Annotated in this window: 23 protein-coding genes and 2 pseudogenes; 12 read left to right on the top strand and 13 right to left on the bottom strand. The window is 71.8% G+C overall.

Annotated features, from left to right (window positions below):
* Nucleotides 1-100 precede the first annotated feature (100 nt).
* Nucleotides 101-847 (bottom strand): annotated as a pseudogene (arsM, locus tag ACU6P3_RS18985) (arsenite methyltransferase); the annotation flags it as partial.
* A gap of 105 nt (nt 848-952) precedes the next feature.
* Between arsM and ACU6P3_RS18980 the strand changes: the two are divergent.
* The 3 genes from ACU6P3_RS18980 to ACU6P3_RS18970 are packed head-to-tail and all read left to right on the top strand — an operon-like array spanning nt 953 to nt 2,509.
* Complete coding sequence (locus ACU6P3_RS18980; protein WP_447193338.1) at nt 953-1,324, top strand: ArsR/SmtB family transcription factor; 372 nt, start codon at nt 953-955, stop codon at nt 1,322-1,324.
* Complete coding sequence (locus ACU6P3_RS18975) at nt 1,321-2,055, top strand: aquaporin (protein WP_447193337.1); 735 nt, start codon at nt 1,321-1,323, stop codon at nt 2,053-2,055. Before ACU6P3_RS18980 ends, ACU6P3_RS18975 begins: the two co-directional genes overlap by 4 nt.
* 31 nt (nt 2,056-2,086) lie before the next feature.
* Complete coding sequence (locus ACU6P3_RS18970; RefSeq protein ID WP_447193336.1) at nt 2,087-2,509, top strand: arsenate reductase ArsC; 423 nt, start codon at nt 2,087-2,089, stop codon at nt 2,507-2,509.
* 278 nt (nt 2,510-2,787) lie between these two features.
* On the opposite strand, the gene ACU6P3_RS18965 is transcribed toward ACU6P3_RS18970, so the two are convergent.
* The 3 genes and pseudogenes from ACU6P3_RS18965 to ACU6P3_RS18955 all read right to left on the bottom strand — a co-directional run.
* Nucleotides 2,788-3,483: a recombinase zinc ribbon domain-containing protein gene (locus ACU6P3_RS18965; RefSeq protein WP_447197960.1), complete on the bottom strand. Its 696-nt coding sequence runs from the start codon at nt 3,481-3,483 to the stop codon at nt 2,788-2,790.
* Nucleotides 3,458-3,706 (bottom strand): recombinase family protein, encoded by a 249-nt coding sequence (locus tag ACU6P3_RS18960; RefSeq protein WP_447197959.1) that lies wholly within the window; start codon nt 3,704-3,706, stop codon nt 3,458-3,460. The genes ACU6P3_RS18965 and ACU6P3_RS18960 overlap by 26 nt, the downstream gene beginning before the upstream one ends.
* Nucleotides 3,707-3,864: 158 nt before the next feature.
* Nucleotides 3,865-4,071: pseudogene (locus ACU6P3_RS18955) on the bottom strand (recombinase family protein); the annotation flags it as partial.
* A 107-nt stretch (nt 4,072-4,178) separates the two neighbouring features.
* Between ACU6P3_RS18955 and ACU6P3_RS18950 the strand changes: the two are divergent.
* Nucleotides 4,179-5,912, top strand: coding sequence for a DNA repair helicase XPB (locus ACU6P3_RS18950; RefSeq protein WP_447193335.1), 1,734 nt, complete (start codon nt 4,179-4,181; stop codon nt 5,910-5,912).
* Between the two features lie 34 nt (nt 5,913-5,946).
* Here ACU6P3_RS18950 and ACU6P3_RS18945 read toward each other — a convergent pair whose 3' ends face one another.
* Nucleotides 5,947-7,182, bottom strand: a complete 1,236-nt coding sequence (locus tag ACU6P3_RS18945; protein WP_447193334.1) for a glycosyltransferase 87 family protein — start codon at nt 7,180-7,182, stop codon at nt 5,947-5,949.
* A gap of 39 nt (nt 7,183-7,221) precedes the next feature.
* Nucleotides 7,222-7,419 (bottom strand): hypothetical protein, encoded by a 198-nt coding sequence (locus ACU6P3_RS18940; RefSeq protein WP_447193333.1) that lies wholly within the window; start codon nt 7,417-7,419, stop codon nt 7,222-7,224.
* A 461-nt stretch (nt 7,420-7,880) separates the two neighbouring features.
* On the opposite strand from ACU6P3_RS18940, the gene ACU6P3_RS18935 reads away from it, so the two are divergent.
* Nucleotides 7,881-10,088, top strand: coding sequence for a HelD family protein (locus ACU6P3_RS18935; protein WP_447193332.1), 2,208 nt, complete (start codon nt 7,881-7,883; stop codon nt 10,086-10,088).
* A 200-nt stretch (nt 10,089-10,288) separates the two neighbouring features.
* On the opposite strand, the gene ACU6P3_RS18930 is transcribed toward ACU6P3_RS18935, so the two are convergent.
* Nucleotides 10,289-11,053, bottom strand: coding sequence for a copper homeostasis protein CutC (locus ACU6P3_RS18930; RefSeq protein WP_447193331.1), 765 nt, complete (start codon nt 11,051-11,053; stop codon nt 10,289-10,291).
* 235 nt (nt 11,054-11,288) lie between these two features.
* On the opposite strand from ACU6P3_RS18930, the gene ACU6P3_RS18925 reads away from it, so the two are divergent.
* From ACU6P3_RS18925 to ACU6P3_RS18915, 3 genes are all read left to right on the top strand, one after another.
* Nucleotides 11,289-13,667: a heavy metal translocating P-type ATPase gene (locus ACU6P3_RS18925; RefSeq protein WP_447197958.1), complete on the top strand. Its 2,379-nt coding sequence runs from the start codon at nt 11,289-11,291 to the stop codon at nt 13,665-13,667.
* A gap of 204 nt (nt 13,668-13,871) precedes the next feature.
* Nucleotides 13,872-14,591, top strand: coding sequence for an HD domain-containing protein (locus tag ACU6P3_RS18920; RefSeq protein WP_447193330.1), 720 nt, complete (start codon nt 13,872-13,874; stop codon nt 14,589-14,591).
* A 403-nt stretch (nt 14,592-14,994) separates the two neighbouring features.
* Nucleotides 14,995-16,263 (top strand): Cmx/CmrA family chloramphenicol efflux MFS transporter, encoded by a 1,269-nt coding sequence (locus ACU6P3_RS18915; protein WP_447197957.1) that lies wholly within the window; start codon nt 14,995-14,997, stop codon nt 16,261-16,263.
* A 154-nt stretch (nt 16,264-16,417) separates the two neighbouring features.
* Here the strand turns inward: ACU6P3_RS18915 and ACU6P3_RS18910 are convergent, their stop codons facing one another.
* On the bottom strand, nt 16,418-16,687 hold the full coding sequence (locus tag ACU6P3_RS18910) for a DUF4031 domain-containing protein (protein ID WP_030750428.1): 270 nt from the start codon (nt 16,685-16,687) through the stop codon (nt 16,418-16,420).
* Nucleotides 16,684-17,151, bottom strand: a complete 468-nt coding sequence (locus tag ACU6P3_RS18905; RefSeq protein WP_447193329.1) for a DUF8819 family protein — start codon at nt 17,149-17,151, stop codon at nt 16,684-16,686. Before ACU6P3_RS18905 ends, ACU6P3_RS18910 begins: the two co-directional genes overlap by 4 nt.
* A gap of 56 nt (nt 17,152-17,207) precedes the next feature.
* Between ACU6P3_RS18905 and ACU6P3_RS18900 the strand changes: the two genes are divergently transcribed.
* Both ACU6P3_RS18900 and murQ read left to right on the top strand, forming a co-directional pair.
* Complete coding sequence (locus tag ACU6P3_RS18900; protein ID WP_352086355.1) at nt 17,208-18,131, top strand: MurR/RpiR family transcriptional regulator; 924 nt, start codon at nt 17,208-17,210, stop codon at nt 18,129-18,131.
* A 294-nt stretch (nt 18,132-18,425) separates the two neighbouring features.
* Entirely contained in the window at nt 18,426-19,400 is a 975-nt protein-coding gene (murQ, locus tag ACU6P3_RS18895; RefSeq protein ID WP_447193328.1) for an N-acetylmuramic acid 6-phosphate etherase, read from the top strand.
* A gap of 17 nt (nt 19,401-19,417) precedes the next feature.
* On the opposite strand, the gene ACU6P3_RS18890 is transcribed toward murQ, so the two are convergent.
* Entirely contained in the window at nt 19,418-20,020 is a 603-nt protein-coding gene (locus ACU6P3_RS18890; protein ID WP_447193327.1) for a Uma2 family endonuclease, read from the bottom strand.
* A 383-nt stretch (nt 20,021-20,403) separates the two neighbouring features.
* On the opposite strand from ACU6P3_RS18890, the gene ACU6P3_RS18885 reads away from it, so the two are divergent.
* Nucleotides 20,404-22,197 carry a lysyl oxidase family protein gene (locus tag ACU6P3_RS18885; protein ID WP_447193326.1) on the top strand — a complete coding sequence of 598 codons (1,794 nt, stop codon included), beginning with the start codon at nt 20,404-20,406 and terminating at the stop codon, nt 22,195-22,197.
* Between the two features lie 155 nt (nt 22,198-22,352).
* The gene (locus ACU6P3_RS18880; protein ID WP_447193325.1) at nt 22,353-23,516 is read left to right on the top strand and encodes a hypothetical protein; all 1,164 of its coding nucleotides are present in this window, start codon (nt 22,353-22,355) and stop codon (nt 23,514-23,516) included.
* A 172-nt stretch (nt 23,517-23,688) separates the two neighbouring features.
* Here ACU6P3_RS18880 and groL read toward each other — a convergent pair whose 3' ends face one another.
* The 3 genes from groL to ACU6P3_RS18865 all read right to left on the bottom strand — a co-directional run bounded on the left by groL (nt 23,689) and on the right by ACU6P3_RS18865 (nt 26,627).
* Nucleotides 23,689-25,311: a chaperonin GroEL gene (gene groL / locus ACU6P3_RS18875; RefSeq protein ID WP_030750408.1), complete on the bottom strand. Its 1,623-nt coding sequence runs from the start codon at nt 25,309-25,311 to the stop codon at nt 23,689-23,691.
* A 444-nt stretch (nt 25,312-25,755) separates the two neighbouring features.
* A complete protein-coding gene (locus ACU6P3_RS18870) occupies nt 25,756-25,959 on the bottom strand; it encodes a cold-shock protein (protein WP_005315736.1) in 204 nt (67 codons plus the stop codon).
* A 392-nt stretch (nt 25,960-26,351) separates the two neighbouring features.
* Entirely contained in the window at nt 26,352-26,627 is a 276-nt protein-coding gene (locus ACU6P3_RS18865) for a ubiquitin-like small modifier protein 1 (protein ID WP_030750404.1), read from the bottom strand.
* Nucleotides 26,628-26,791: the final 164 nt, after the last annotated feature.

Below are 26,791 nucleotides of genomic sequence, written 5' to 3'. Positions count from 1 at the left end.
CCGTTGTCGACGGATCGGCGGCCTGCTCGTCGGGGGTGCAACAGGCACTTACGCCGCAGCAGGCCGCAGTTGCGGAAGAGTCGATCGCCTCGGCCGTACTGGCAGGCTTGACCGCGCGGACGATGGCGGAGTGCATGCCGTCGGCAACCGGGTGGGTGGGAGTGATCTCGACGTCCGTGAAGCCTGCGGCCTCCAGCCCCTGGCAGTATTCAGAGAAGGACAGTGCGCCAGCGATGCAGCCAACGTAGTCGCCGCGCTCGGCTCGCTGTCCGGGCGTGAGAGTGTCGTCGGCGACGACGTCGGAGACGCCGATCCGGCCGCCGGGCTTGAGGACGCGGAAGGTCTCGGCGAACACGGCGGGCTTGTCGACGGACAGGTTGATCACACAGTTCGAGATCACCACGTCGATGGTGTTCGCGGGCAGCGGGATCGCCTCGATGGTGCCCTTCAGGAACTCGACGTTCGTCGCGCCGGCCTGCTTGGCGTTGGCCAGAGCCAGGGCCACCATCTCGTCAGTCATGTCCACCCCGTACGCCTTGCCGGTGAGGCCGACGCGGCGGGCGGAGAGCAGGACATCGATGCCGCCGCCGGAGCCCAGGTCGAGGACTCGTTCGCCCTCACGTAGTTCGGCGACGGCGGTCGGGTTGCCGCAGCCGAGTGATGCGGCAACGGCCTCGACGGGAAGCGCATCGCGCTCGGCGGCGGCGTACAGGGTCGCCCCGAAGTTCTCGTCGACCTCGACCGGCTGCGGCCCGCAACACGGGGCGCCCCCCTCGGCCACCTTCACGGCCGCTGCCGCGTAGCGCCGGCGGACGGTTTCGCGCAGGTCAGTGGACTGTTCACTCATGGCTCACTCCCAGGTGACGGGACATGACGGTGCCCCGGACCGGCCTGTATTGACGTTCATTGATGCAACCTTGCGCCTTGAATCGAAAAACGTCAACATAGAGGCATGTCGAAACAAGAGCTTGAGGCGATCGGGCAGGAGGCCGACTGCTGCGCGGGACTGTCCTCGCCGCTGCATGAGGACCAGGCGGCCGACCTGGCGAGGGTGTTCAAGGCTCTGGGCGACCCGGTCCGGCTGCGGCTGATGTCGATGATCGCCTCGCGCGGACAGGGCGGTGAGGTGTGCGTGTGTGAGCTGACCCCGGCCTTCGAGCTGTCTCAGCCGACGATCTCCCACCATCTCAAGCTGCTCCGGCAGGCCGGGCTCATCGACTGCGAGCGGCGCGGGACTTGGGTGTACTACTGGGTGGTGCCCGGCGTTGTGGACAGGCTCGCCACATTCCTGACCGCGCCGCAGACCGCCGGAGCTACCGCGTGACCGCGCCCCTGGGCCGACGGCTTGCCGCTGAAGGCGTCGGAACTGGGCTGCTGGTAGCCGTGGTGGTCGGCTCCGGCATCCAGGCCACGGAACTGTCCCATGACGTGGGCGTGCAACTGCTCGCCAACTCCCTCGCCACCGTCTTCGGCCTGGGCGTGCTGATCGCCCTGCTCGGGCCCGTCTCCGGAGCGCACTTCAACCCCGCCGTCACCCTCGCCGCGTGGTTCACCGGTCGCCACAAGGCCGACGGCCTCACCCTGCGGGACGTGTCCGCATACGTGTTCGTACAGATTGCCGGAGCAATCGGCGGGGCGGTACTCGCCGACGCGATGTTCGCCCAACCGCTGGTCAAGTGGTCTACGCACGACCGGTCCGCCTCTCACCTGTGGCTCGGTGAGATGGTCGCCACGGCGGGGCTGATCCTGCTGATCTTCGGTCTCAACCGCATCGGCCGCGCGTCCCTCGCTCCGGCGGCCGTGGCCTCCTACATCGGCGCGGCCTACTGGTTCACCTCCTCCACCTCGTTCGCGAACCCAGCGGTGACCATCGGCCGGGCCTTCACCGACACGTTCGCCGGCATCGCCCCTGCCTCCGTCAGCCCTTTCATCGCCGCCCAACTGGCCGGAGCCGTGCTCGGGCTGGGCGTCGTCATCGCGGTGTACGGCCGTCCCGCCTCCGCCGGGGACGAAGTCGTCGTCCCGCACGGCGAACCCGAACTCGCCTCCTCCTGACCCGCTTCGCCCTCCTGGAATGACGCCTGCCATGACCACTTCCGCCCCGCGCCCCTCGATCCTGTTCGTCTGCGTCCACAACGCAGGCCGCTCCCAGATGGGCGCCGCCTTCCTGAACCACCTGGGCGGTGACCAGGTGGAGGTCCGCTCGGCCGGCTCCGCCCCCGCCGACGCGGTCAACCCCGCCGTGGTCAACGCCATGGCTGAGGCCGGCATCGACATCTCCGCTGCAACACCCAAGGTCCTCACCACCGAGGCGGTGCAGTCCTCGGACGTGGTGATCACGATGGGCTGCGGGGACGCCTGCCCGGTCTTTCCCGGCAAGCGGTACCTGGACTGGCAGCTGGACGATCCCGCCGGGCAGGGTGTCGACGCCGTTCGGCCCATCCGGGACGAGATCGAGCAGCGCGTGCGCGGTCTGCTCACCGAACTCGGTATTCCAACGACGGCATGACGGACAGGCCGCGGTCGCGGGGGCTCACTCGGCAAGGTGCGACTTCCGCCCTCTCCTGGTGTGATCGTCGGCGGGCAAGCCCAGGGTCGGCGAGCGCCGCCGTTTCCGTCAGCGCTACTGACATCGGGGCGTACGCATCAGCCGAGGTACGGCTGCTCACGGTGTTCTAGTGCCCCTCCCGGCAACGTTTGCCCCGTCGCGACGCCCGGCACGCGCGCTCGCCGCGTTGGCCACAAGCCCAGGTAGCTCCGCTACATGGACTTCCGGCCGCCTTGCGATCACACGCACCGGACGCCGCTCCTTGACGGGCAAACCCTGCCGGTCGCGGCACTAGAAAGTGCTGAAGCCGTAGCCGCTGGGTGTGCTGCATGGGCAGCTCGCCAGCTCCTCCGTCGGGACGAATCGCAGTTCCGTGGATTCGTCGGGCCGGCCACGTCCGAGCGCTTCCACTGCTCGGCGTGCGTCTCACCGGTCGGCTCGGCCTTCACACCGCCCGGCTTCGCCGTTCGCTGCCTCTCCTTCAGGGGCGCCAGTCGCTCTTCCAGCTTGGCGTACTGCTCCGCGTACCGGATCGCTCCGTCGTCGCCTCTGAACAGGCCCCGGTCGTAGCGATCCTTTTGCAGGTCGGCCAACGCTTCCTCGGCCTGCCTGATCTGCGGGCGGAAGTCCTCGCCCACCTCCTGGACCATCCGCATCACGGAAAGGTGCCCGTACTTCGCGAGGAACTGCTCGGTGACGTGCTCCTCGGTGGTCACCCCCGCCACTGTCGGCCCGTAGCACTTCACGCCCGGCTTCTCCTCCCCCTTCGCCGCCCGCTGGCGGTACTTCAGCGGGCCGATGCACCGATACCGAAGCTGACCGTTGCGCCCGCTGAAGGTGTACATGCGCTCGCCGCAGACTCCGCAGTGCATGATGCCGCGCAGCAGCGACGTACCCTCCCGGCGCTTCTCACCGGGGTTGGCCCGGCGCTCCAACTCGTCCTGGAGCGCCTGCCAGGTGTCCGATGACCTGGCCGAGCAACTGGGGGTTGCCCAGCATGCTCCGCAGCGTCGTCGTGTACCACTGCTTGGAGTCGCTGCGCTTGCCCGTGGTCTGGCGTGAGGTGTGGCCGGGCGACGGGACGCCCTCCTTGTCGAGGTCGTTGATGATCTGCATGAGCGAGTCCTTGGTGAGGACCCGCTCCACGATCCGCTTGATCGTCTTGGCCTCGCCCTCGTTGACCGCGAGGACCTTGCCCGCCCCGTTGGGGTTGGGGACGACCAGGTACCCGTACGGGACCCGACCGCCGCGGTGTAGCGGCCCTCGCGGCGCAGGTGCTCGTGCGCGCTGGACACCCGCATGCCGATGGTGTCGGACTCCAGCTCGGCGAGCCTGGTCAGGATGCGTTGCAGTCCCGGCCGGTCGAGCCCGCGCGAGAAGCCCGAGACATCGATGTCCTCCTCGGCGGCCACGACGTCCCAGCCGCGTGCCTCGCACAACGCCTCACAGACCGCGCGCTGGCGTTCCGGCGAAGTCGTCTCGTCGGTTTCGCGCGATAGGCGAACATAGATAGCGGCGCGCATCCCCGGCGCGCTGGCCGGGACGCCCTTCCGGCGTCGGGCACGGGGCATAGCCCGTGCTGTGACAGGCGTTGTTTCTGTCAGAGACGACCTTATCTCCGGAGGTATGTGTGTCCTGCCTAATCGTCCAGAGCGACAAGACGTTGCTGCTCGAAGTCGACCACGAGCAGGCGGACGCCTGCCGACGCGCCATCGCCCCGTTCGCCGAGCTGGAGCGCGCGCCCGAGCACATCCACACGTACCGGCTCACTCCCCTCGGCCTGTGGAACGCCCGGGCCGCGGGGCACGACGCCGAGCAGGTCGTCGACGCGCTGGTGGAGTACTCCCGCTATCCGGTGCCGCACGCCCTGCTGGTCGATGTCGCGGAGACGATGGCCCGCTACGGGCGGCTCACCCTCCTCAAACACCCCACCCACGGCCTGGTGCTGACCTCCACCGACCGCCCGGTGCTGGAGGAGATCCTCCGCTCGAAGAAGGTCCAGCCGCTGGTCGGGGCGCGGATCGACCCGGACACCGTCGCCGTGCACCCCTCCGAGCGCGGGCAGATCAAGCAGACGCTGCTCAAGCTGGGCTGGCCCGCCGAGGACCACGCGGGTTACGTGGACGGCGAGGCGCACGCGATCGACCTGGACGAGTCGGGCTGGGGGCTGCGTCCGTACCAGAAGCAGGCCGTGGAGAACTTCTGGCACGGCGGTTCCGGCGTGGTCGTACTGCCCTGTGGCGCGGGGAAGACGCTGGTGGGCGCGGGCGCGATGGCGGAGGCCAAGGCGACGACGCTGATCCTGGTGACCAACACGGTCTCCGCCCGGCAGTGGAAGCACGAACTGGTGCGGCGCACGTCGCTCACCGAGGACGAGATCGGCGAGTACAGCGGTACGAGGAAAGAGATCCGCCCGGTCACCATCGCCACGTACCAGGTGCTGACCACCCGCCGTAAGGGCGTCTACCCGCACCTGGAGCTGTTCGACTCCCGCGACTGGGGCCTGATCGTCTACGACGAGGTGCATCTGCTGCCCGCGCCCGTCTTCAAGTTCACCGCCGACCTCCAGGCCCGGCGCCGGCTCGGTCTGACCGCGACGCTCGTCCGGGAGGACGGCCGCGAGTCGGACGTCTTCTCGCTCATCGGCCCGAAGCGCTTCGACGCGCCGTGGAAGGAGATCGAGGCGCAGGGGTACATCGCCCCCGCGGACTGTGTCGAGGTACGGGTCAACCTCACGGACGGGGAGCGCCTGGCGTACGCGACGGCCGAGGCGGAGGAGAAGTACCGCTTCTGCGCGACGACGGAGACCAAGCGGAAGGTCACGGAGACGCTGGTGCGCAAGCACCAGGGGCAGCAGACGCTGGTCATCGGCCAGTACATCGACCAGCTGGACGAGCTCGGCGAACACCTCGACGCCCCCGTCATCAAGGGCGAGACGAGCAACGCGCAGCGCGAGAAGCTCTTCGACGCGTTCCGGCGGGGCGAGATCTCCGTGCTCGTCGTGTCGAAGGTGGCGAACTTCTCGATCGACCTGCCGGAGGCGACGGTGGCGATCCAGGTCTCGGGTACGTTCGGCTCCCGCCAGGAGGAGGCCCAGCGCCTGGGCCGGGTCCTGCGGCCCAAGGCGGACGGGCACGAGGCGCGGTTCTACTCGGTCGTGGCCCGGGACACGATCGACCAGGAGTTCGCGGCGCACCGGCAGCGGTTCCTGGCGGAGCAGGGGTACGCGTACCGGATCCTCGACGCGCACGAGCTGCTGGCGGGAGGCACGCAGGGCACCGCCGGTCCGGATGGCGCGAACGGCCCGGGCGGCACCGACGGCCCGGGCGGCGCGGGCCGCCTGGACGACGAGCTGGAGGGGTGACGGGGCGGCCGGCGGGGAGCCACCCTCGCGCCGCTCACCCCCGCGTTCCGCCCCGCCCCGTCGTCCGGCCGGGGGCGGGGGCGCCGCGCGGGGCCGGGAGCGGGGCCACCGGCCGGCGCCCCGCCGCGGTGGCCCCCGGGCCGACGCGCCACAGCGCGAAGCCCAGCAGCCCCATGCCGAACAGCGCGTACGGGGACACCAGCGGCTGCTGCCACCACGCGAACCGCAGGTCCAGGTCGCCGGTGTGCGGTACGACCCAGAAAGTGCGCGCCGCCCACACCACGCCCACCGCCGCGGCCGTGCGCCACCACCCCTCCGCGATCAGCACGGCCAGCAGCGGTACGCACCACACCCAGTGGTGGGACCAGCTGATCGGCGACACGAGCAGCGCGGTCAGCGCGGTGACCAGAACGCCCCAGGTCTCCAGGCCCGCCCGTACGACGGCCCGGCGGGCGAGCAGCAGCCCGCCGGCCCCGACGAGGGCGGCGGTCACCGTCCACAGCGGGCCCGGGTCCGTGGTGTGCAGGGCGCGGGACAGCATCCCCCGGAGGGACTGGTTGTCGACGATCCACGACTCGCCGATCCGGTTGGTCTCGAAGACGCGCCGGGTCCAGAACTCGACGCTCGCCTCGGGGAGCACGAGCGCTCCCAGCAGCACCGTGCCGGTGAGCGAGGCGAGTCCGACGAGCCCGGACCGTACGCGGCCGGTCAGCAGCAGGTAGAGGAGGAAGACGGCCGGGGTCAGCTTGATGCCCGCCGCGACCCCGAGGGCGAAGCCCTTGCCGATCGCGTGTTCCGGCCGCGAGAGGTCCCACAGGACCAGGCAGATGAGGGCGAGGTTGACCTGCCCGAACACCACGGTCTGGAAGACGGGCTCCAGCCAGAGCCCGAGGGCCACGGCGACGAGCGGGGGCACGGGCCCGGCGGGCAGCCCGGCGAACCGCCAGGAGAGCCGTACGAGCAGCGCCAGCAGCGCGGCGTTCCCGGCGACGAAGACCACCTTGAGAGCTCCCACGGGAACCCAGGTGGTCGGTACGAAGAGGATGGCGGCGAAGGGCGGATAGGTGGCGGGCAGATGCCATTCGGTGACCGTGAACCCGTAGAGAGCGGTGCCGTCGACGACGGCCGCGCCCTCGGCCCGGTAGACGAGCGTGTCGGCCATCGGGATGCGCAGGACGACGCACAGGGCGGCGAACACGGTGAGGGAGAGGACGAGGACGCCCACTGCGGTGAGTGAGCGTAAGGACACGGTCCGACAGGTCGCGGTCACGGCCGTGACCCTAGTGGATCGTTCGGCCGGGGGCCGGTCTCAGCGGCGCCGGATACCGGCCTCCTCGCCGTACTCCCCGAGGACGGCGACGCTGAACGCGGTGGTCAGGAAGACCCTGACCGCGCGCAGCGGGCCGCCGGAGCGGCGCGCGGAGGGGCTGGTCGAACCCCTGCCGTCGGCGCCGGACAGGGACGCGTCGGACGAGGCGTGGGCCGAGGTGAAGGTCGCTGAAGTCATGTCTCCAGCATGCTTTCCGGACCTTGCCGACACATCGCCCTGTGGTGTGAACCGGCTGAGAGGCGGCGTACGACTCAAGAGCCACCGGGTCCCCTACGGGGAGGAGTGGTCCTGCGAGGGAGGGGTGGTTCCGGAGGAGGAAAAGGATTCGCCGCCTTGTCACCCGATGGCTACAATCACCCACCTTGCCCGCCTCCGCCGCGCGTCCGCGTGGTCAAGGAGTGCCGTCGTCCGGACGGAAACCGGACGGCCGACCGTCCTGGCGTGATACACGCCGAGCCACGCCGACCGGCTCCCGTCGCACCGCCCGTCCGGCGGGCTCGCGGACCCGTCGGCCCGCGTACAGCCCGGAGGCGAAAACCGTGCCCGCGCACGCCCCAGATTCCGCGACCACACCCCGTACCCCCGGGACATGGCCGCCCGAGCAGCGGTCCCCCGAAGCGCCGGAGCCCGCCGTCCCCGTGGGTCCCGCCGATGCCCCCTATACCGATGGTTCCTCTGATACCGCCGGTGATGCCGCCGGCCGCCCCGATACCGCCGGCCCGTCCGGCGCCACCGGCCTCACCGGCACCGCCGACCCCGCCGTCCCCCTCGCCCTCGAACGCGCCCACCTCGCCGCCTCACGCGCGGCGCTGCGCGCCATGCGCGAGGACGTGCAGGCTCTCGACATCAGCGACGTGACGGCGAACTGGGTCAACGCGGCCGTCCTCGAATCGCAGATCGAGGCGCGCGTCAAGGCGCTGGCCGATCTCGCCCACACCCCGCTCTTCTTCGGCCGCCTCGATTACCTGCACGCCATAGGCGCGGAGAAGTCCGGAGCCCCGGGAGCGGGGAGTCCGACGCCGAGCGGAGCGGCCGACACGGCTGCCACGGCCGACACAACCGTGTACATCGGGCGGCGGCACGTCCACGACACCGACGGTGATCCGATGGTCATCGACTGGCGCGCCCCGGTCTCGCAGCCGTTCTACCGGGCGTCGAAGAAGGACCCGATGGACGTCGGCCTGCGCCGCCGCTTCGGTTACACGGCCGGTGACCTCACGGCGTACGAGGACGAACGCCTCTCCGAACCCGGGGAGGCGGCGCGGACGAGCAAGCTGCTCCAGGCGGAGATCGAACGGCCGCGCGTGGGCCCCATGCGGGACATCGTCGCCACCATCCAGCCGGAGCAGGACGAGATCGTACGGGGCGGCCTGGGCGGCACGGTGTGCGTCCAGGGCGGGCCCGGGACCGGGAAGACGGCGGTCGGGCTGCACAGGGTGGCGTACCTGCTGTACGCGCACCGCGAGCGGCTGGCCCGTACCGGCACGCTCGTCGTCGGGCCGAACGCCTCGTTCCTGCACTACATCGAGCAGGTCCTGCCCGCGCTGGGCGAGTTGGAGGTGAGGCAGTCGACGGTGGCCGACCTGGTCGCGTCGGTGGAGGTACGGGGCACGGACCCGGCACCGGCGGCGGTCGTCAAGGGGGACGCGCGGATGGCCGAGGTGCTCGCGCGGGCCGTACGGTCGCACGTCACGCCGCCGACCGAGCCGGTCGTGGTCGTGCGCGGGTCACGGCGGTGGCGGGTACCGGCCTACGAACTGGCCGAGATGGTCGAGCAGTTGCTCGCTCGGGGCATGCGCTACGGCGCGGCGCGCGAGGCCCTGCCGCAGCGGATCGCGCACGCCGTGCTCGTACGGATGGAGGAGGCGGGCGAGGCGCCCGACGACCGGGTGCAGGACGCGGTGGCGCGCCACCCGGCGGTGAAGGCGGCGGTCAAGGCGATCTGGCCGCCGGTGGATCCGGCGAAGCTGGTGCTGCGGCTGCTGTCCGACGCGGAGTTCCTGGCGGCGCACGCCGAGGGCGTACTGACGGCGGAGGAGCAGCGGACGATCCTGTGGGTGAAGCCCCCGCGGAGCGTGCGGTCGGCGAAGTGGTCGGCGGCGGACGCGGTGCTGATCGACGAGGCGGCGGACCTGGTGGCCCGTACGCACTCGTTGGGGCACGTGGTGCTGGACGAGGCGCAGGACCTGTCGCCGATGCAGTACCGGGCGGTGGGCCGGCGCTGTTCGACGGGTTCGGCGACGGTCCTGGGCGACCTGGCGCAGGGGACGACGCCATGGGCGACGGCCAGTTGGGCGGAGGCGCTGCGCCACCTGGGCAAGCCGGAGGCGGCGGTGGAGGAGCTGACGGCGGGTTTCCGCGTGCCGCGCGAGGTCATCGCGTACGCGTCGAGGCTGCTGCCGGTGATCTCGCCGGGACTGACGGAGGTGGAGTCGGTACGTGAGTCCCCGGGCTCGCTGTCGGTACGACTGGTCGAGGGCGGCGAGCCGGCGCTGACGGTGGCGGTGGTCGAGGCGTGCGTGGCGGCGCTCACGCGGGAGGGGTCGACCGGGCTGATCGCGGCGGACGCGCGGGTCCCGGCGCTGGCCGAGGCGCTGACGGCGGCGGGCATGCCGTATCTCTCCCCGGGCGAGGAGACGACGGCGGACGCGCGGCTGACGCTGGTGCCGGCGTCGCTGGCGAAGGGCCTGGAGTACGACTACGTGGTCCTGGACGAGCCGGCGGCCGTGGTCGCGGGCGAACCGGACGAACGCACGGGCCTGCGCCGCCTGTACGTGGCCCTGACGCGGGCGGTGTCGGGCCTGACGGTGCTGCACGCGGCGCCGCTGCCGGAGGCGTTGACGTAACAGTTGACGCAACAGCCGGGGCCCTCGGCGGACCGGCCCCGGGGCGTTGGGCCCTATGACCGGGTGACCGCCGAGGACCAGCGTTCCGGCGCGGCCGGCCGCGCACGCCGGAAGACGGGGCACGCCGGGAGACGCGGCCCGCCGTCTGAGCGCTCGTCGGCCAAGCGCTCATCGGCCCTCGGCGGGACACGGGTCACGGCTCACCGGGCGGCCTCGGCCGGCTGCTCGGCGTCGACCGCCGCGCGCCACTCCCGTACCGCGTCCACGGACACCCGCCCGGCCCATCCGCCGCGCCGCGCCGCGCCGCCGATGTGGAAGGCGGAGAGGCCGGCGGCCAGGAGCGTCGGTACGTGGGACAGGCGGAGGCCGCCACCGACCAGCAGGCGCGGTCCGTAGCCCGGCTCGCCGCGCGCCGCCGCGGCCGCCTCCGCCCGGAGCGTCGGGATGCCCTCGGCCACGCCGGCCGGGGAGCCCGCCGAGAGGTAGGTGTCCAGGCCCGGCAGGTCCGCCAGTTGTCCGCGCAGCGCGGCCCGGTCCGCCGCGTGGTCGATCGCCCGGTGGAACGTCCACCGGCAGCCCGCCAGCTCCGCGAGCAGCCGTTCGACCGTCACCAGGTCCGCCAGACCGTCCGCGTCCAGGAAGCCGAGCACGAATTCCTCCGCCCCCTCGGCCCGCAGCGCCCGCGCCGCCGCCACCAGCGCGTCCACCCCGACCGCGTCACCGCCGCCCGCCGGACGGCGCGCCGCACCCGCGCCGTTCACCGTGAACCCGTCCGACAGCCGCAACATCACCCGCAGCGGAACGTCCACGGCGGCCCGGACCCGTGCGAACGTCTCGCGGGACGGGGTCAGCCCGTCCGCGGCCATGTCGGTGACCAGTTCCAGACGGTCGGCCCCGCCGCGCGCCGCGGCGACGGCGTCCTCCGCGTCGAGAGCGATCACCTCAAGGACTGCGTGCCGGCTCAATGCGACCTCACTACGCGTGTGACCAATTGGACTAGACCTCTACTTTACGAGCAACCCTTACCCCTCCCGCGCTCCCCGGTACACCTCCACCGCCCGGCGAACCGGGGCGCCACCCTTGCGACTCATACCCCTAGGGGGTATACAGGACCCATCTAATACCCCTAGGGGGTACAGTGGAACGTGAGTCGATGACAAGGAGTCGTCAGCCATGAGCCCTACCCGGAGCACCGGCACGATGTCCGGCGCGGCGTCCGGCACGCCCGTCGGCGCGGCGGACGGCACAAGCGCCGGCCGGACCGCCGAGGTCGAGTTCGCCATCGGCGGCATGACCTGCGCCTCGTGCGCCGCCCGTATCGAGAAGAAGCTCAACCGCATGGACGGGGTCGAGGCCACCGTCAACTACGCCACCGAGAAGGCCAAGGTCAGCTACCACGCCGAGGCCGTAACCGTGGCGGATCTGATCGCCAAGGTCGAGGCGACGGGCTACACCGCGCAGGAGCGCCGGTCCGAGCCGGCACCGCCCCCCGCGTCCGCGTCGTCGGCGCCGGCGCCGGTCGAGTCGGTCGAGCCGGCCGTACGCGAGGACGCCTCCGGACCGGGTGAATCACCGGCGCTCTCGCCCGAGGACATCGCCCTCCGCCAGCGCCTCGTCACCGCGGTCGTGCTCTCCGTCCCGGTCATCGCGATGGCCATGGTCCCCGCCCTCCAGTTCGACAACTGGCAGTGGCTCTCGCTGACCCTCGCCGCCCCCGTCGTCACGTACGCGGGCTGGCCCTTCCACCGGGCCGCCTGGACCAATCTGCGCCACGGCGCCGCCACGATGGACACGCTGATCTCCCTCGGCACCTCGGCGGCGTTCCTCTGGTCGCTGTGGGCGCTGTTCTTCGGTACGGCGGGCACGCACGGCATGACGCACCCCTTCGAGCTGACCGTCGCCCGTACCGACGGCGCCGGGAACATCTACCTCGAAGCCGCCGCGGGCGCCATCGCCTTCATCCTGGTCGGCCGCTACAACGAGGCCCGCTCCAAGCGCAAGGCGGGCGCGGCCCTCCGGGCGCTGATGGAGCTGGGCGCGAAGGAGGTCACGGTCCTGCGCGACGGGCGCGAGGAGACCGTGCCCACGTCGCGGCTGCGTGTGGGCGACCGCTTCCTCGTACGCCCCGGCGAGAAGATCGCCACCGACGGCACCGTCGTCGAGGGTTCCTCCGCCGTGGACGCCTCCATGCTCACGGGCGAGTCGGTCCCGGTGGAGGTCTCGGCCGGCGACGCCGTCACCGGGGCGACCCTGAACGCCGGCGGCCGGCTCGTCGTGGAGGCCACCCGTATCGGTTCCGACACCCAGCTCGCCCGGATGGCGCGCATGGTGGAGGACGCCCAGAACGGCAAGGCGGCGGTACAGCGGCTGGCCGACCGGATCTCCGGCGTCTTCGTACCCGTCGTGATCGTCCTCGCCCTCGGCACGCTGGCCGGCTGGCTGATCGGCGGGGCGGGCCTGACCGCCGCGTTCACCGCCGCGGTGGCGGTGCTGATCATCGCCTGCCCGTGCGCCCTCGGCCTGGCCACGCCCACCGCTCTCATGGTCGGTACGGGACGTGGCGCGCAGCTCGGCATCCTCATCAAGGGGCCGGAGGTACTGGAGTCCACCCGTCGGGCCGACACGATCGTGCTCGACAAGACCGGCACCGTCACCACCGGCCGCATGACGCTCCTCGCGACGCACACGGCACGGAGCGACACCGATGGCGGTGTGGACGAGCGGGACGTCCTGCGGCTGGCCGGAGCCCTGGAGAACGCCTCCGAGCACCCCATCGCCCGTGCCGTCGCGGACGGCGCGGCGGAGCGTGTCGGTGCGCTCCCCGCCCCCGAGGATTTCGCCAACGTCCCCGGCCTCGGCGTCCAGGGCGTGGTCGAGGGCCATGCCGTCCTCGTGGGCCGGCCCGCGCTCCTCGCCCAGTGGGAGATCCGGCTGCCCGAGGACCTGGAGCGGGCCCGGGCGGCGGCCGAGGCCGCGGGCCGTACCGCCATCGCGGTCGCCTGGGACGGCGAGGCACGGGCGGTCCTGGAGGTCGCCGACGCGGTGAAGGAGACCAGCGCGGAGGCCGTGGGCCGGCTGCGGGCGCTCGGTCTGACCCCGTTCCTGCTGACGGGCGACAACAGGGCGGTCGCCGAGACGGTCGCCGCCGAGGTCGGCATCGACCGCGAGCAGGTGATCGCGGAGGTCATGCCGGAGGACAAGGTCGAGGTGATCAAGAAGCTCCAGGCGGAGGGACGCTCCGTCGCCATGGTCGGCGACGGGGTCAACGACGCCGCCGCCCTCGCCCAGGCCGACCTGGGCCTGGCCATGGGCACGGGCACGGACGCGGCCATCGAGGCGGGCGATCTCACCCTCGTACGGGGAGACCTGCGCGTCGCCGCGGACGCCATCCGGCTCGCCCGTCGCACCCTCGGCACGATCAAGGGCAATCTGTTCTGGGCCTTCGGGTACAACGTGGCCGCGCTGCCCCTCGCGGCGGCCGGGCTGCTCAACCCGATGATCGCGGGCGCGGCGATGGCGTTCTCGTCGGTGTTCGTCGTGAGCAACTCGCTGCGGCTGCGGAGCTTCAGGGCGTCCTGAGGTTCGTGGGCGTCGTGAGGACCGCGAGTCCCGCGCGCCGGGCCGGGCACGTGAGACGCTCCCGCCCGGCGTCGCGGGGCTCATCGGCCCGGCCCGGGAACGGCCCGGAAACGGCCCGGGAACGGCCCGGGAACGGCCCAGGAACGGCCCAGGAGCGCGTGAGCCCGGAGCGCACCGCGACGCCGGTCACCTATCGTCGTCCCCATGCCCGCCCCCTCCGGCCCCACCCGCACCACGTCCGCCGCCCCCGGCTCCACCCGGGGCGATCTCCGCGCCCGGTTCGTCGGCACGCTCGACGCCCTCCGTACGGTGTCCGGCGACCGGCCGGACGCCGGGGCCTACGCCGACCGGCTCCTCGCCCGGTGGGCCGAACCCCAGCGGCGCTACCACACCACCGACCACCTCACCGCCGTCCTCGACCACGTCGACACCCTCGCCGGCCACGCCGACGACCCCGGTCTGGTCCGCCTCGCCGCCTGGTTCCACGACGCCGTCTACCGCCCGGACCGCTCCGAGAACGAGGAGCGGTCCGCCCAGCTGGCCGAACGCGCGCTCGCCGAGGCCGGACTGGGCGAGGACGGTACGCGCGAGGTCGCCCGGCTCGTCCGGCTCACCGTCAGCCACGCCGCCGAGCCCGGCGACCGCAACGGCGCCGTCCTGTGCGACGCGGACCTCGCGGTCCTCGCCTCGGGACCCGACGCGTACGCGGCGTACGCGGCGGCGGTGCGCGAGGAGTACGGCTTCGTCCCGGACGACGCCTTCCGGGCGGGACGGGCCGCCGTGCTGGAGCAGCTTCTCGCGCTGCCACGACTCTTCCGTACCCCGTACGGCGCCGAGAAGTGGGAGGCGCCCGCCCGAGCGAACCTGGCGGCGGAGCTCCGGGAACTCACGCGTCCGGCGGGTCCGGGAGATCCGGAGGGCTGACGCCTGCCCGACGAGAACGCGAGCGGCCGTTCGACGGGCGGCCCCCGTCCGGCGGCCTCCCACGGGCGGCCTCCGGCCGGGCCGCCCGCGCCCGTCGTCTCACTGACCGAGCCACCCGCCGTCCTCAGGAATTGTCCCTCCGACCAGGACGTTGGCACCTGACATGCCCGACTCCGCCGACCGCACGTCCCCTTCCCCGTCCCCCACCGTCGACGCCGACGCCGACGACGCCGTCGACGCCGACGCCGACGCCTCGACGGTCGAACCCACCGCCGCGACCAAGGCCGACGAAGCCGTACGGCAAAGCCCCGAAAGCCCCCGCGCCGACGGCAGCGAGCGCCCCGCGAACGCTGCGGGCGCCGTGAACACCACGGGCGCCGCCAACGGCCCCGCCCGGGCGCGCATGCCGATCGCCGTCCACATCCTCGGCCTCTCCGTCTTCGCCCTCGGCACCAGCGAATTCATGCTCTCCGGCCTGCTGCCGCCCCTCGCCGAGGACATGGGCGTGTCCATCCCCACCGCCGGCCTCCTCATATCCGCCTTCGCGATCGGCATGGTGATCGGCGCACCGCTGCTCGCCGTCGCCACACTGCGCCTTCCCCGCCGTACCACCCTCATCGCCCTGATCACGGTCTTCGGCCTCGGCCAGGTGATGGGGGCGCTCGCCCCCTCGTACGGAATCCTCTTCGCGTCCCGGGTGATCAGCGCCTTCGCCTGCGCCGGGTTCTGGGCCGTCGGCGCGTCCGTCGCCATCGCGATGGTCCCGCGGGACGCCCGGGCCCGTGCCATGGCCGTGATGATCGGCGGCCTCTCCATCGCGAACGTGCTGGGCGTCCCGGCCGGCGCGTTCCTCGGCGAGCACCTCGGCTGGCGCTCGGCCTTCTGGGCCGTCGGGGCGGCCTCCGCGATCGCCCTGGCCGGCGTGGTCACCCTCATCCCGCGCATCCCGCCGCCCGCCGAGAAGCCCCGGCTCGCCCGGGAGCTGACCATCTACCGCGACCGCCAGGTCTGGCTCGCCATCGCCGTGACCGCGCTGGCCGCGGGCGGGGTCTTCTGCGCCTTCTCCTACCTCGCCCCGCTCCTGACGGACGTGGCCGGGCTGGACGGCGGCTGGGTGCCCACGGTGCTCGCGCTCTTCGGGATCGGCGCGCTGGTCGGTACGGCGATCGGCGGCCGGTACGCCGACGCGCACCTGTTCGGCGTTCTGATCAGCGGTGTCAGCGCGTCGACCGTCCTGCTGGGCGTGCTGGCGCTGGCCGCCGGCAGCCCGGTCGTCGTGGTGGCCGTGGCCTTCCTCCTGGGCGTCTCGGCGTTCTACACGGCACCGGCCCTCAACGCCCGCATGTTCAACATCGCCGCCGCGGCCCCGACCCTCGCCGGCGCCACGGCCACCGCCTCCTTCAACCTCGGCAACACCAGCGGCCCCTGGCTGGGCGGCGTGGTCATCGACGCGGACTTCGGCTTCGCCTCGACGGCCTGGGCGGGCGCGGCGATGACGGCGGTGGCCATCGTCCTGGCGGCGCTGTCGCTGCGTCTGCACCGTACGGCCGCGCGCAGCCGGGTGGTGGCGGGCTCGGCGGTTACCGGTACGGCGGGAACGCTCAACGCGTCCCCGTCCTCACACTCGCTCGGCACATGCTCGGCGTCCGCCGCACAGGCCGACCGCGCCTGAGAGTCCGGCCCGACGGCTCGGCCTGGTGGGACCGCACACGTGGCACCGTCCCGCCGGGCCGTCAAACCGTCAGCCGTCAACCGTCAGCCGTCAACCGTCAGCCGTCAACCGTCAACCGTCGAGCCGCCGGGACGCCGTGTCCCGTCGGGCCTCCTCAAGCCGCGGGCCGTCCCTTCGGGCGTCGTAGCCCCGCCTCCGTCAGCCGTCGGACCAGTTCCTTCGAGCCGACCCGCACCGCACCCGCCCGTACCGCGTCCGCGTAACGGTGCGACGGCACGTCGTAGTGGTCCCGTTCGAACGCGCGCGGCGGGCAGCCGATCGACGCGGCGAAGGCGTGCAGCTCACCGAACGAGACATCGCTGACCAGGTGCGACCACATCAGGCCGTGACCGGGCCAGGTCGGCGGGTCGATGTAGAGCGTCACGACCCGCCCGGTTCGCCCGGTTCGCCCGGTCCAGCGGCCACCCCCAGCGCCCCCACCGCCGCGACCACGACCCCGGCCTTGCCGCAGACCCAGCGCGGGTCGGGCCCCAGCTCCGGCTCGACGTCCAGGGCGTGCGGATCACCTTCGGCGCAGACCGGGCAGACCGGCCAGCGCCCGTACCGCTCCAGCAGCGCGTCCTGGACGTCCTGCGCGACCAGCCCGGACACATAGGCCACGCCCTCGGGCCACTGCTCCACCCACCAACGCCGGTGCGCCACCGACTCCTCCACCAGGGACACGATGTCCGGGCGGGCGACGTCCCCCGCCTCCAGGTCGGCCAGGACAAGGGCGCGGGCGGCGTGCAGCGCCTGTTCCAGCGGGGCCACGGGACGCGACGGGCCCGGCGCGCCGGACGAGTCCGGGCCGGGGCCGGGGCCGGAATCTTCGGGGTTGTCGGAGTGCATACATCAATTGTCCACAGGGGTTGACCGGTACCGAATCCCGGAAATAACTTTCACGCATGACTCAATCCGTGAAGGAAATTTTCAACGGCGGGGACGCTCCCCCGGCCCCCGCCGCCCTCGCCGCCAAGGTGCGCACGCTCGCACCGACGATGACCCGCTCCATGCAGCTCGTCGCCGAGGCCGTGGCCGGTGACCCCGCCGGCTGCGCGGCGCTCACGGTCACCGGCCTCGCCGAGCTGACGGGCACGAGCGAGGCCACCGTCGTCCGCACGGCCCGGCTCCTGGGCTATCCCGGCTACCGCGACCTGCGCCTCGCCCTCGCCGGGCTGGCCGCCCAGCAGGAGTCCGGACGCGCTCCGGCCGTCACGGCGGACATAGCGGTCGACGACCCCATAGCCGACGTCGTGGCGAAGCTGGCGTACGACGAACAGCAGACGCTCGCCGACACCGCGGCCGGGCTCGACACCGTCCAGCTCGGAGCCGTGGTCAGCGCGGCTACGGCCGCCCGCCGGATCGACATCTACGGTGTCGGAGCGTCCTCCCTCGTCGGCCTGGACCTCGCCCAGAAGCTCCTGCGCATCGGCCTCATCGCGCACGCCCACACCGACCCGCACCTCGCCGTCACCAATGCCGTGCAGCTGCGCCCGGGCGACGTGGCGATAGCGATCACGCACTCGGGCTCGACCGGCGACGCGATCGAGCCGCTCAGGGTCGCCTTCGACCGGGGCGCGACGACGGTCGCGATCACGGGCCGGCCGGACGCACCCGTGTCGCAGTACGCGGACCATGTGCTGACCACGTCGACCGCCCGCGAGAGCGAGCTGCGCCCGGCCGCGATGTCCAGCCGCACGAGTCAGCTCCTCGTCGTGGACTGCCTGTTCATAGGCGTGGCGCAGCGTACGTACGAGACGGCCGCGCCCGCGCTCTCCGCGTCGTACGAGGCGCTCGCGCACCGCCACAGTCCACGCAACACCCGCTGATCCGACGACGCCCGGGCCGTAAGGACCGCCCGGAACGAAGCAACCCACCGGAACGAAGCAACCGCCCGGCGCACGACAACCGCCCGGTGCGGAAGAACCGTCCGAGTGCCCGGCGCTGAGCCCGCCCGCGATGCCCGTGACACCGAGCACCGCACCGTCGAGCCCAGTCACCCCCGGCCGGCCCTCGTACGCACCAGCCCCCACGCACCCGCAACCACAACACCCGCCCCGCACCGCGCGACGCGCACCCGCACCCGCACCCGCTCACCCCCTGGCAGAGAGAGCGACCCCCTCATGACCTCCCAGCACCCGCACGGCCGACCCGCCCAGCACGCCTCGTACGGCGAACTGCGCGCGGAACTGGACTCCCTCACCACCGAGGCGTTCCGCGCCGACCTCGCCGAGATCGACCGGCTGCCCACCCTGGACATCGCCCGGATCATGAACGGCGAGGACGCCACCGTGCCCGCCGCCGTGGCCGCCCAACTGCCGCGGATCGCCGCCGCCATCGACGCGACGGCGGAGCGGGCCGCCCGGGGCGGCCGACTGGTCTACGCGGGCGCCGGCACGGCCGGGCGGCTGGGCGTGCTGGACGCCAGTGAGTGCCCGCCGACCTTCAACACCGACCCGAGCGAGGTCGTCGGCCTGATCGCGGGCGGCCACGGCGCCCTCGTGACCTCGGTCGAGGGCGCCGAGGACTCCGAGGAGCTGGCGGCGGCGGACCTGGACGCGATCAAGCTGACGGCGGACGACACGGTCGTGGGCGTCTCGGCCTCCGGCCGCACCCCTTACGCGGTCGGCGCGGTCGAGCACGCCCGCGCGGTCGGCGCGCTCACGATCGGCCTGTCCTGCAACGCGGACAGCGCGCTCGCGGCGGCGGCCGACCACGGCATCGAGGTGGTCGTCGGCCCCGAGCTGATCACGGGCTCCACCCGCCTCAAGGCCGGGACGGCGCAGAAGCTCGTCCTCAACATGATCTCGACCATCACGATGATCCGGCTCGGCAAGACCTACGGGAATCTGATGGTCGACGTCCGGGCCTCCAACCACAAGCTGCGCGCCCGGTCCCGGCGGATCGTCGCCCTGGCCACGGGGGCGTCGGAGGCCGAGATCGAAGCCGCGCTCGCCGACACCGAGGGCGAGGTGAAGAACGCCATCCTCACCATCCTCGGCGGAGTGGACGCCCCCACCGCCGCCGCCCTCCTCACCGACTCGAAGGGCCATCTCCGCGAAGCCCTCCGCTCCGCCGCGGACCGTCCCCCGGCATAGGCCCTCCCGTGCCGGGATCAGGCCGGAAAGTCTTCGGTGGGAATCGTCGTACCGAACGGCTCAGGAAGGGTGAACGGCTTTCCGAACGGCACCGACTCGGAGTGCTTGTACGTGCCGTCACCGGGCTCGGTGAACACCGTCACCGTGGGACCCCGCGTGTCGAACCTGTCGATCAGCAGGTAGACCGGAACGAAGGCGCGAGCGTAGGCACGGTATTTCTTGGTCCGGTCGTCCCGCGCGTTGCTCTTCGACGTGATCTCGGCGACGAGCAGGGCCTCCGAGGCGTCCACCGGGTCGTTGCCGTCCGGGTCGGCCTCGTCGACCAGCCGGCTCGGCACCACCACCACGTCCGGTACATAGAGTCTGTCCAGCGGCGCGATGTGGATACCGAGAGTCTGGTAGATCTCAAGGTCGTCCGGGAGACACTTCAAGAGTCCACGGTGCACCTTGGCAGCGATGGCGTTGTGGTGCGCATGCGGCGGCGGTACCAAAACAATCTGCCCCTCGTCGATCTCGGCGCGCCATCCTTCGGGCACGTCCAGACCACGCCATGTCTCAAGGAGGTAGTCCCACGAGCGGTGCTCGAGCGACTGGTGATTCTCGACCATCGCGGCGGTCATCACGGTCCCTTCTCCTGCGGTCTGAGGTGAGCGAGCGTAGATCGACGAATGCGCGGCAGAGAGCCGCTTCCCTCAGCGTCCCACGATCGAGTGAGGAACGCACTGCCCGTCAATACCGATCGCCAGTTCGATATGGGACACCCGCACGCGGTCTCTACCACAGCTCGCGTCCCGCGCGTAACACAACCCCCACCAGATTGGCCGGAAGGCCCGCACCGCAGCGCACTTCCGGACAACCATCAGGTCCCTCCGTCCCCACAGACAACCCGGTCTCCGGTCCCCCGCTCTCACAGGTGACTCATAGATCCGCCGGTCCGGACCGGAGAAGGCACACGCCCCGGCACGCCTCACCCGGCCCGCCGGCCCTCGCAGACGAGGACCTGATGAACAGACAGCACCTCGGCGGCTCCCCCCGGATACGCCGGTCGGCACTCGCCGCCACCGCCGCGCTCGCCGTCGTCGCGGGCGTGGCGGGCGCCGCTCCCGTCTCCTCGCCCGCCGCCGCGGCGGCGAAGGCGGGTACGCCCACGCTCAGCCTGCTCACCGCCACCGACTCCGTGACGCTGGACCGGTGGAGGGGCGAAGAGGGCGTCTACCTGGACCTCGGGACTTATGTCGCCGTGGAGGGGGCGCCGCTGGAGTTCGAGGTGAAGCGGGCCTCGTACAAGGAGCCGGTCGTCGCCAAGCAGATCATCCGCAACGGCAAGAAGACGACGACCAGGGCCCTCCCCGAGGGCACCGTCAAGGACTTCTCCGGGCTGACGGACTTCCTCCAGGTGACCATCGCCGACGCGTCCGGCGCGCCGGTGACGCAGGTGTCGGAGACGTTCTGTCCGAACAACGCGTCCGGCCGCATCCACCCCGACGCCCCGGCGACCTCGAAGTATCCCGAGAGCTGCCCGACGAACCCGTTCACGCTCGGATCGGTGTGGGGCGTCGAGAACGGCTGGGCGAGCAACACCAACCTGGGCTACTACTCGAAGCCGGTGGACCTGGCGCCCGGTGAGTACACGGCAACGGTCTCGGTGAAGAAGAACTACCGGGACCTGTTCGGGATGAAGGACGAGCAGAAGACCGTCAAGCTCACCGTCCGCGAGATCGGCGAAGACGGCGAGGGCGGCGAAGGAGGCGCGGGCGCCGTGGGTCTCCGGGGCACCGGCTCCTCCGGTGCCGCCGCGCCCGCCGACCACGCGTCCATGGCGGACCACGCCGGTATGACGGACCACTCGGGCATGACCGGCGCCAAGGGCGCCGAGGGCGGCACCGGCACCGGCGGCCACGGCACGGGCCACCACTACCTCCCGGACCGCGGTGCCGACGCCCCCGCCCCGCCCGCGCTGCCGAACGCGCTGCTGGCCGACGGCAGGAGCGCCAGGTCACTGCACCTGGGCGACGGCCCCGGCCACACGGACGGCTCGCGCATCGCCCCCGCGCTCAAGGCCGCTCCCAAGCGCCCGACCGGCCCGGCGCGCGTGCCGGACGTTCCCAAGCCAGACCTCCGCTCCCTCCCGGCGTACGACATCGCGATCTCCGACGGCGAGGAGGGTGACACCCCGGGCAAGGACTACATGGTCTTCAGCGCCAACGTCTGGAACGCGGGCCCGGCGCCCCTCGTCGTGGACGGCTTCCGCAGTCCCGGCAAGGACCTGATGGACGCCTACCAGTACTTCTACGACGCCGACGGCAAGCAGGTCGGCTACTCCCCCTCCGGCACGATGGAGTGGGACCCGCGCGCGGGCCACGAGCACTGGCACTTCACCGACTTCGCCAGCTACCGCCTGCTGAGCGCCGACCAGAAGGAGATCGTCCGCAGCGGCAAGGAGGCGTTCTGCCTCGCCAACACGGACGCGATCGACTACACGGTGAAGAACGCCAACTGGCACCCGGAGAACACCGATCTGTCCACCGCCTGCGGTGTGAAGAGCTCGATCTCCGTCCGTGAGGTGCTCGACGTGGGCTCCGGCGACACCTACACCCAGTACCTGCCCGGCCAGTCGTTCGACGTGACCGACCTGCCCAACGGCACGTACTACATCCAGGTCATCGCCAACCCCGAGAAGCGGCTGCACGAGACGAGCGTGGACAACAACGTGGCGCTGCGGAAGGTCACCCTCAGTGGCAAGCCGGGCGCCCGCAAGGCGGTGGCGGCTCCGTACGACCTGATCGACGTCCCCTGACCGACGTCCCCTGACCGACGTTCCCTGACCGACGTCCCCTGACCGGGACCCGGTGATCAGCGCCGGTTAGTGTGTCGGGCCGGCCCGGTGAACGGCCGGGCCGGTCACGGCCACTGATTCGGATTCAACGGGGGCACGACATGCGCGTACGACGCATGAGCGAGAACAGGCAGAACGGCCAGAACGGCGAGAATCACAGGACCGGCAGGACGCGTACGGCGGCTGCCAGGCGTACGAGGCGTACGAGCCGGGCACTCGCCGCCGCCGGCGTGGGCGCGCTCGCCGTCCTCGCCACCGGATGCGGTGGTGGTACGTCCGCGAGTTCCGGCGACGGAGACGGCGAGCAGGCGGGGAAGCGATCCGGCGCGCCCGCCACGCCGGTGGCCGTCGCGTCCTCCCCCCAGGCGGCCACCTGGACCGACGGCGACGACAAGGCCCGGCCCATCGAGCTGGCGCCCAAGAGCCTCGCCCGCGGTTCTGCCGCCGACCTGGCCCACGTCCGGCTGGACGACGACATGAAGGGGATGGTCCCCTACTACCTGACCTTCTCCGTCACCAACACCGGCCGGGGCGCGCTGGACCGGCCCGATCCGGAGAGCGGCTTCGCGGTGGTCGGCGCGGACGGCCGGCCCGGTGAGCGGCTCATGCTGATGGCCAACCCGCCGGCGACCGGTTCGGGGTTGCCGGAGAGTTGCGCCAAGGGCGTCCCCGCCACGCTGGCGGCGGGCCGTACGGCCGAGGCCTGCCAGGTCTTCATGCTGCCGAAGGGCCAGGAGCCGACGGCCGTCTCGTACACGGACGACGATGCCGCGCCCCTGGTCTGGAAGGCGGGCGACGGCAAGGGCGGCACGGCGGGCGGGGTGCTCGCCGCGGGGGCGTCGGCCGACTCCGTCTGGCGGAACAGTGACGACCGTCCGGTCACCGTGAAGATCACACCCAAGAGCGTGCGGGCCGGGGACATCGCCGACCTGAGCCGGTTCGACCTGGACGAGGACGAGAAGAAGCTCGTTCCCTACTACGTCACCGTCGAGTACCGCAACACCGGCGAGTACGACCTGTACCCGGGCCTCCAGGACGACCTGGAGCTGCGCAGCGCCTCCGGGCAGCCGTCGCGGCCGCTGGTCCTGATCGACATCGGCGGGCCGGGGGTCGGTGAGTGCCCGGACGCCACGCCGGACGAGATGGTGAAGCCGGGGGCCACGGTCACGCAGTGCTCCGTCCATCTCCTCGCCAGGACCGACCGCCCGGCGACGTTCACGCTGAGCGGCGACGACCCGAAGGCCCGGCCCCTGACCTGGACGGCCACCGTCACGGACTGACACGACGGCCCGGGGCCGCACGGCCAGGGCCCTGGCGGACACCCGACGGGCACATGGCCGACGCCCGACGAACGCCGAGGGCGGCACCCCTGGGAGAAGGGGTGCCGCCCTCGGTTCAGGACGGTCGATCCGACCGGCGGCCGGGGCCGCGCCCCTGCCGCCGGGTTCCGGATCAGAAGTCCATGTCACCGCCCGGCATGCCGCCCGGAGCGGCCGCGGCGGCCTTCTCCGGCTTGTCGGCGATGACGGCCTCGGTGGTGAGGAACAGCGCGGCGATGGAGGCCGCGTTCTGCAGCGCGGAACGGGTCACCTTGGCGGGGTCGATGATGCCCTCGGCGATCATGTCGACGTACTCGCCGGTCGCGGCGTTCAGGCCGTGACCGACCGTCAGGTTGCGGACCTTCTCCACGACGACGCCGCCCTCGAGACCACCGTTGACGGCGATCTGCTTGAGCGGGGCCTCCAGGGCCAGCTTGACGGCGGCGGCACCGGTGGCCTCGTCGCCCTCCAGCTCCAGCTTCTCGAAGACCGAGGCGGCCTGCAGCAGGGCCACGCCACCACCGGCGACGATGCCCTCCTCGACGGCGGCCTTGGCGTTGCGCACCGCGTCCTCGATGCGGTGCTTGCGCTCCTTGAGCTCGACCTCGGTCGCGGCACCGGCCTTGATGACGGCCACGCCGCCGGCCAGCTTCGCGAGGCGCTCCTGGAGCTTCTCGCGGTCGTAGTCCGAGTCGCTGTTCTCGATCTCGGCGCGGATCTGGTTGACGCGGCCCGCGACCTGCTCGCTGTCACCGGCACCGTCGACGATGGTGGTCTCGTCCTTGGTGATGACGACCTTGCGGGCGCGGCCCAGCAGGTCCAGGCCGGCGTTCTCGAGCTTGAGGCCGACCTCCTCGGAGATGACCGTGCCGCCGGTGAGGATGGCGATGTCGTTCAGCATGGCCTTGCGGCGGTCGCCGAAGCCCGGGGCCTTGACGGCGACGGACTTGAAGGTGCCGCGGATCTTGTTGACGACCAGCGTCGACAGCGCCTCGCCCTCGACGTCCTCCGCGATGATCAGCAGCGGCTTGCCCGACTGCATGACCTTCTCCAGCAGCGGAAGGAGGTCCTTCACGTTGCCGACCTTGGAGTTGACGATCAGGATGTACGGGTCGTCCAGGGACGCCTCCATACGCTCCATGTCGGTGGCGAAGTACGCCGAGATGTAGCCCTTGTCGAAGCGCATGCCCTCGGTGAGCTCCAGCTCCAGACCGAAGGTCTGGGACTCCTCGACCGTGATGACGCCTTCCTTGCCGACCTTGTCCATGGCCTCGGCGATCAGCTCGCCGATCTGGGTGTCGGCGGCGGAGATGGAGGCGGTCGAAGCGATCTGCTCCTTGGTCTCCACGTCCTTGGCCTGCTCGAGCAGGGCGCCGGAGACGGCCTCGACGGCCTTCTCGATGCCGCGCTTGAGGGCCATCGGGTTGGCGCCGGCGGCCACGTTGCGCAGGCCCTCACGGACGAGCGCCTGGGCGAGGACCGTCGCGGTGGTCGTACCGTCACCGGCGACGTCGTCCGTCTTCTTGGCGACTTCCTTGACCAGCTCGGCGCCGATCTTCTCGTACGGGTCTTCGAGCTCGATCTCCTTGGCGATGGACACACCATCGTTGGTGATCGTGGGGGCGCCCCACTTCTTCTCAAGGACGACGTTGCGGCCCTTGGGGCCAAGGGTGACCTTGACGGCGTCGGCGAGCTGGTTCATCCCGCGCTCGAGACCGCGCCGTGCCTCCTCGTCGAACGCGATGATCTTGGCCATGTGAAGTGGTCCTCCCGGACGGATGGGGTCTCCCCTGCTCGAACGCAGTTGAGAGCTTGGGGAAGGATTGCTCCGGACCGCGCTGGCGCCCGCGACGGACGGCCGGAGAGCTGGTGGTTCATTGCCCCACCGGCCCTCGGGCCTCACCGGCCCGGTCCTTTGAAGTTGTCACTCTCACTCGCAGAGTGCTAACCAATGATTAGCACTCGACCCCCGAGAGTGCAAGCACGAAGGCGACCGCCCGCCCCCGGATCCCGTCCCTCCGGGCGGGTGTCGAGGGCGGTTCCCGCCGGGCGCGGGGGCCGCCCCACCCCGTCCCGTCCCACCCCGCCTCGTACGTGCGCGCTTCCGCGCGCACACACGTACGCACGCGAGGGGCCCGTATCCCAGTTCTGGGATACGGGCCCCTCGGAGTGAGTGCGTCGGTGGCCGATCGCGCCGGGATCAGACGGCGAGTTTGACCATGTCCGCCTGCGGACCCTTCTGGCCCTGCGAGATCTCGAACTCCACTCGCTGACCTTCTTCAAGGGTGCGGTAGCCATCCATCTGGATCGCGCTGTAGTGGACGAAAACATCCGCACCACCGTCGACCGCGATGAAGCCGTATCCCTTCTCCGCGTTGAACCACTTGACGGTGCCCTGAGCCATGCCCAACTCCCCTAGTACCGGCCCTCGCACGGGGCCACACTTCGCGCCGGAACGCGTCGACCGCGGCTGAATGTATCTGCCCAACTGCCCTCTGCAACAGGTCAATCGGACGAGAAATCTGGGGATGGCCGAACACGCATAGTGCTGAATCCACTGCGTTCCGGGGCAAGTCGGGCCGGGCAAAGCGCGCATCCCGCGCAAAGTTCACCCGTGTTTTCCCCTCAGGTTGTCGCGTTCTCGATCGCGTCCGAGGGGGGTTCGACCCGGCCGGCGGAGGGGTGTTCCCACACTCTACCGTGCTCAACCATCGGGAATGCCCCCCTCCGCTTCTCTTGCGGAGAGGGGCATTCTCCGAGCACGTGCGGCAACCCGCGCGGGCGGGAGACGGGGCGTCAGCCGCCGGCGACCGCGGGGATGATCGAGACGCCGGCGCCGTCCGGCGTGGCCGTCTGGAGCCCCTGCTCGAAGCGGACGTCGTCGTCGTTCACGTACACGTTCACGAACCGGCGCAGCTTGCCCTGGTCGTCGAGGACGCGCGCGGCGATGCCGGGGTGGTCCTTCTCCAGGGACTGGATGACATCGGCGAGGGTCGCGCCCTGCGCGGAGACCTCGGCCTGGCCGCCGGTGTACGTGCGGAGGATGGTGGGGATACGGACGTTGACGCTCATGGGAAGCCTTTCGTGAGGAGGAGGGGCGGCGGCGGGAGGCGAGCCGGACGCGGTGGCGGGAGGCGAGCCGGACGCGAGCGACCCGGGGGGCGGGCTCGCCGCCGGACCGCCGGGACGGGCAGGGCCGCCGAACAGCCCCGGGCGAGCACGGCCGCCGACGGACG

The organism is Streptomyces hebeiensis (genome assembly GCF_052983195.1).
Note: the sequence above shows the minus strand (reverse complement) of the source record. Positions and strands in the feature narration are given on the sequence as shown.

Bases quoted from the DNA above. Each gene is read 5' to 3' on its own strand.
- ACU6P3_RS18980 (WP_447193338.1), top strand. From the start codon at position 953: ATGTCGAAACAAGAGCTTGAGGCGATCGGGCAGGAGGCCGACTGCTGC.
- ACU6P3_RS18970 (WP_447193336.1), top strand. From the start codon at position 2,087: ATGACCACTTCCGCCCCGCGCCCCTCGATCCTGTTCGTCTGCGTCCAC.
- ACU6P3_RS18940 (WP_447193333.1), bottom strand. From the start codon at position 7,419: ATGACTTCAGCGACCTTCACCTCGGCCCACGCCTCGTCCGACGCGTCC.
- ACU6P3_RS18925 (WP_447197958.1), top strand. From the start codon at position 11,289: ATGTCCGGCGCGGCGTCCGGCACGCCCGTCGGCGCGGCGGACGGCACA.
- ACU6P3_RS18920 (WP_447193330.1), top strand. From the start codon at position 13,872: ATGCCCGCCCCCTCCGGCCCCACCCGCACCACGTCCGCCGCCCCCGGC.
- ACU6P3_RS18915 (WP_447197957.1), top strand. From the start codon at position 14,995: ATGCCGATCGCCGTCCACATCCTCGGCCTCTCCGTCTTCGCCCTCGGC.
- ACU6P3_RS18905 (WP_447193329.1), bottom strand. From the start codon at position 17,151: ATGCACTCCGACAACCCCGAAGATTCCGGCCCCGGCCCCGGCCCGGAC.
- ACU6P3_RS18900 (WP_352086355.1), top strand. From the start codon at position 17,208: ATGACTCAATCCGTGAAGGAAATTTTCAACGGCGGGGACGCTCCCCCG.
- murQ (WP_447193328.1), top strand. From the start codon at position 18,426: ATGACCTCCCAGCACCCGCACGGCCGACCCGCCCAGCACGCCTCGTAC.
- ACU6P3_RS18890 (WP_447193327.1), bottom strand. From the start codon at position 20,020: ATGACCGCCGCGATGGTCGAGAATCACCAGTCGCTCGAGCACCGCTCG.
- ACU6P3_RS18885 (WP_447193326.1), top strand. From the start codon at position 20,404: ATGAACAGACAGCACCTCGGCGGCTCCCCCCGGATACGCCGGTCGGCA.
- ACU6P3_RS18880 (WP_447193325.1), top strand. From the start codon at position 22,353: ATGAGCGAGAACAGGCAGAACGGCCAGAACGGCGAGAATCACAGGACC.
- groL (WP_030750408.1), bottom strand. From the start codon at position 25,311: ATGGCCAAGATCATCGCGTTCGACGAGGAGGCACGGCGCGGTCTCGAG.
- ACU6P3_RS18870 (WP_005315736.1), bottom strand. From the start codon at position 25,959: ATGGCTCAGGGCACCGTCAAGTGGTTCAACGCGGAGAAGGGATACGGC.
- ACU6P3_RS18865 (WP_030750404.1), bottom strand. From the start codon at position 26,627: ATGAGCGTCAACGTCCGTATCCCCACCATCCTCCGCACGTACACCGGC.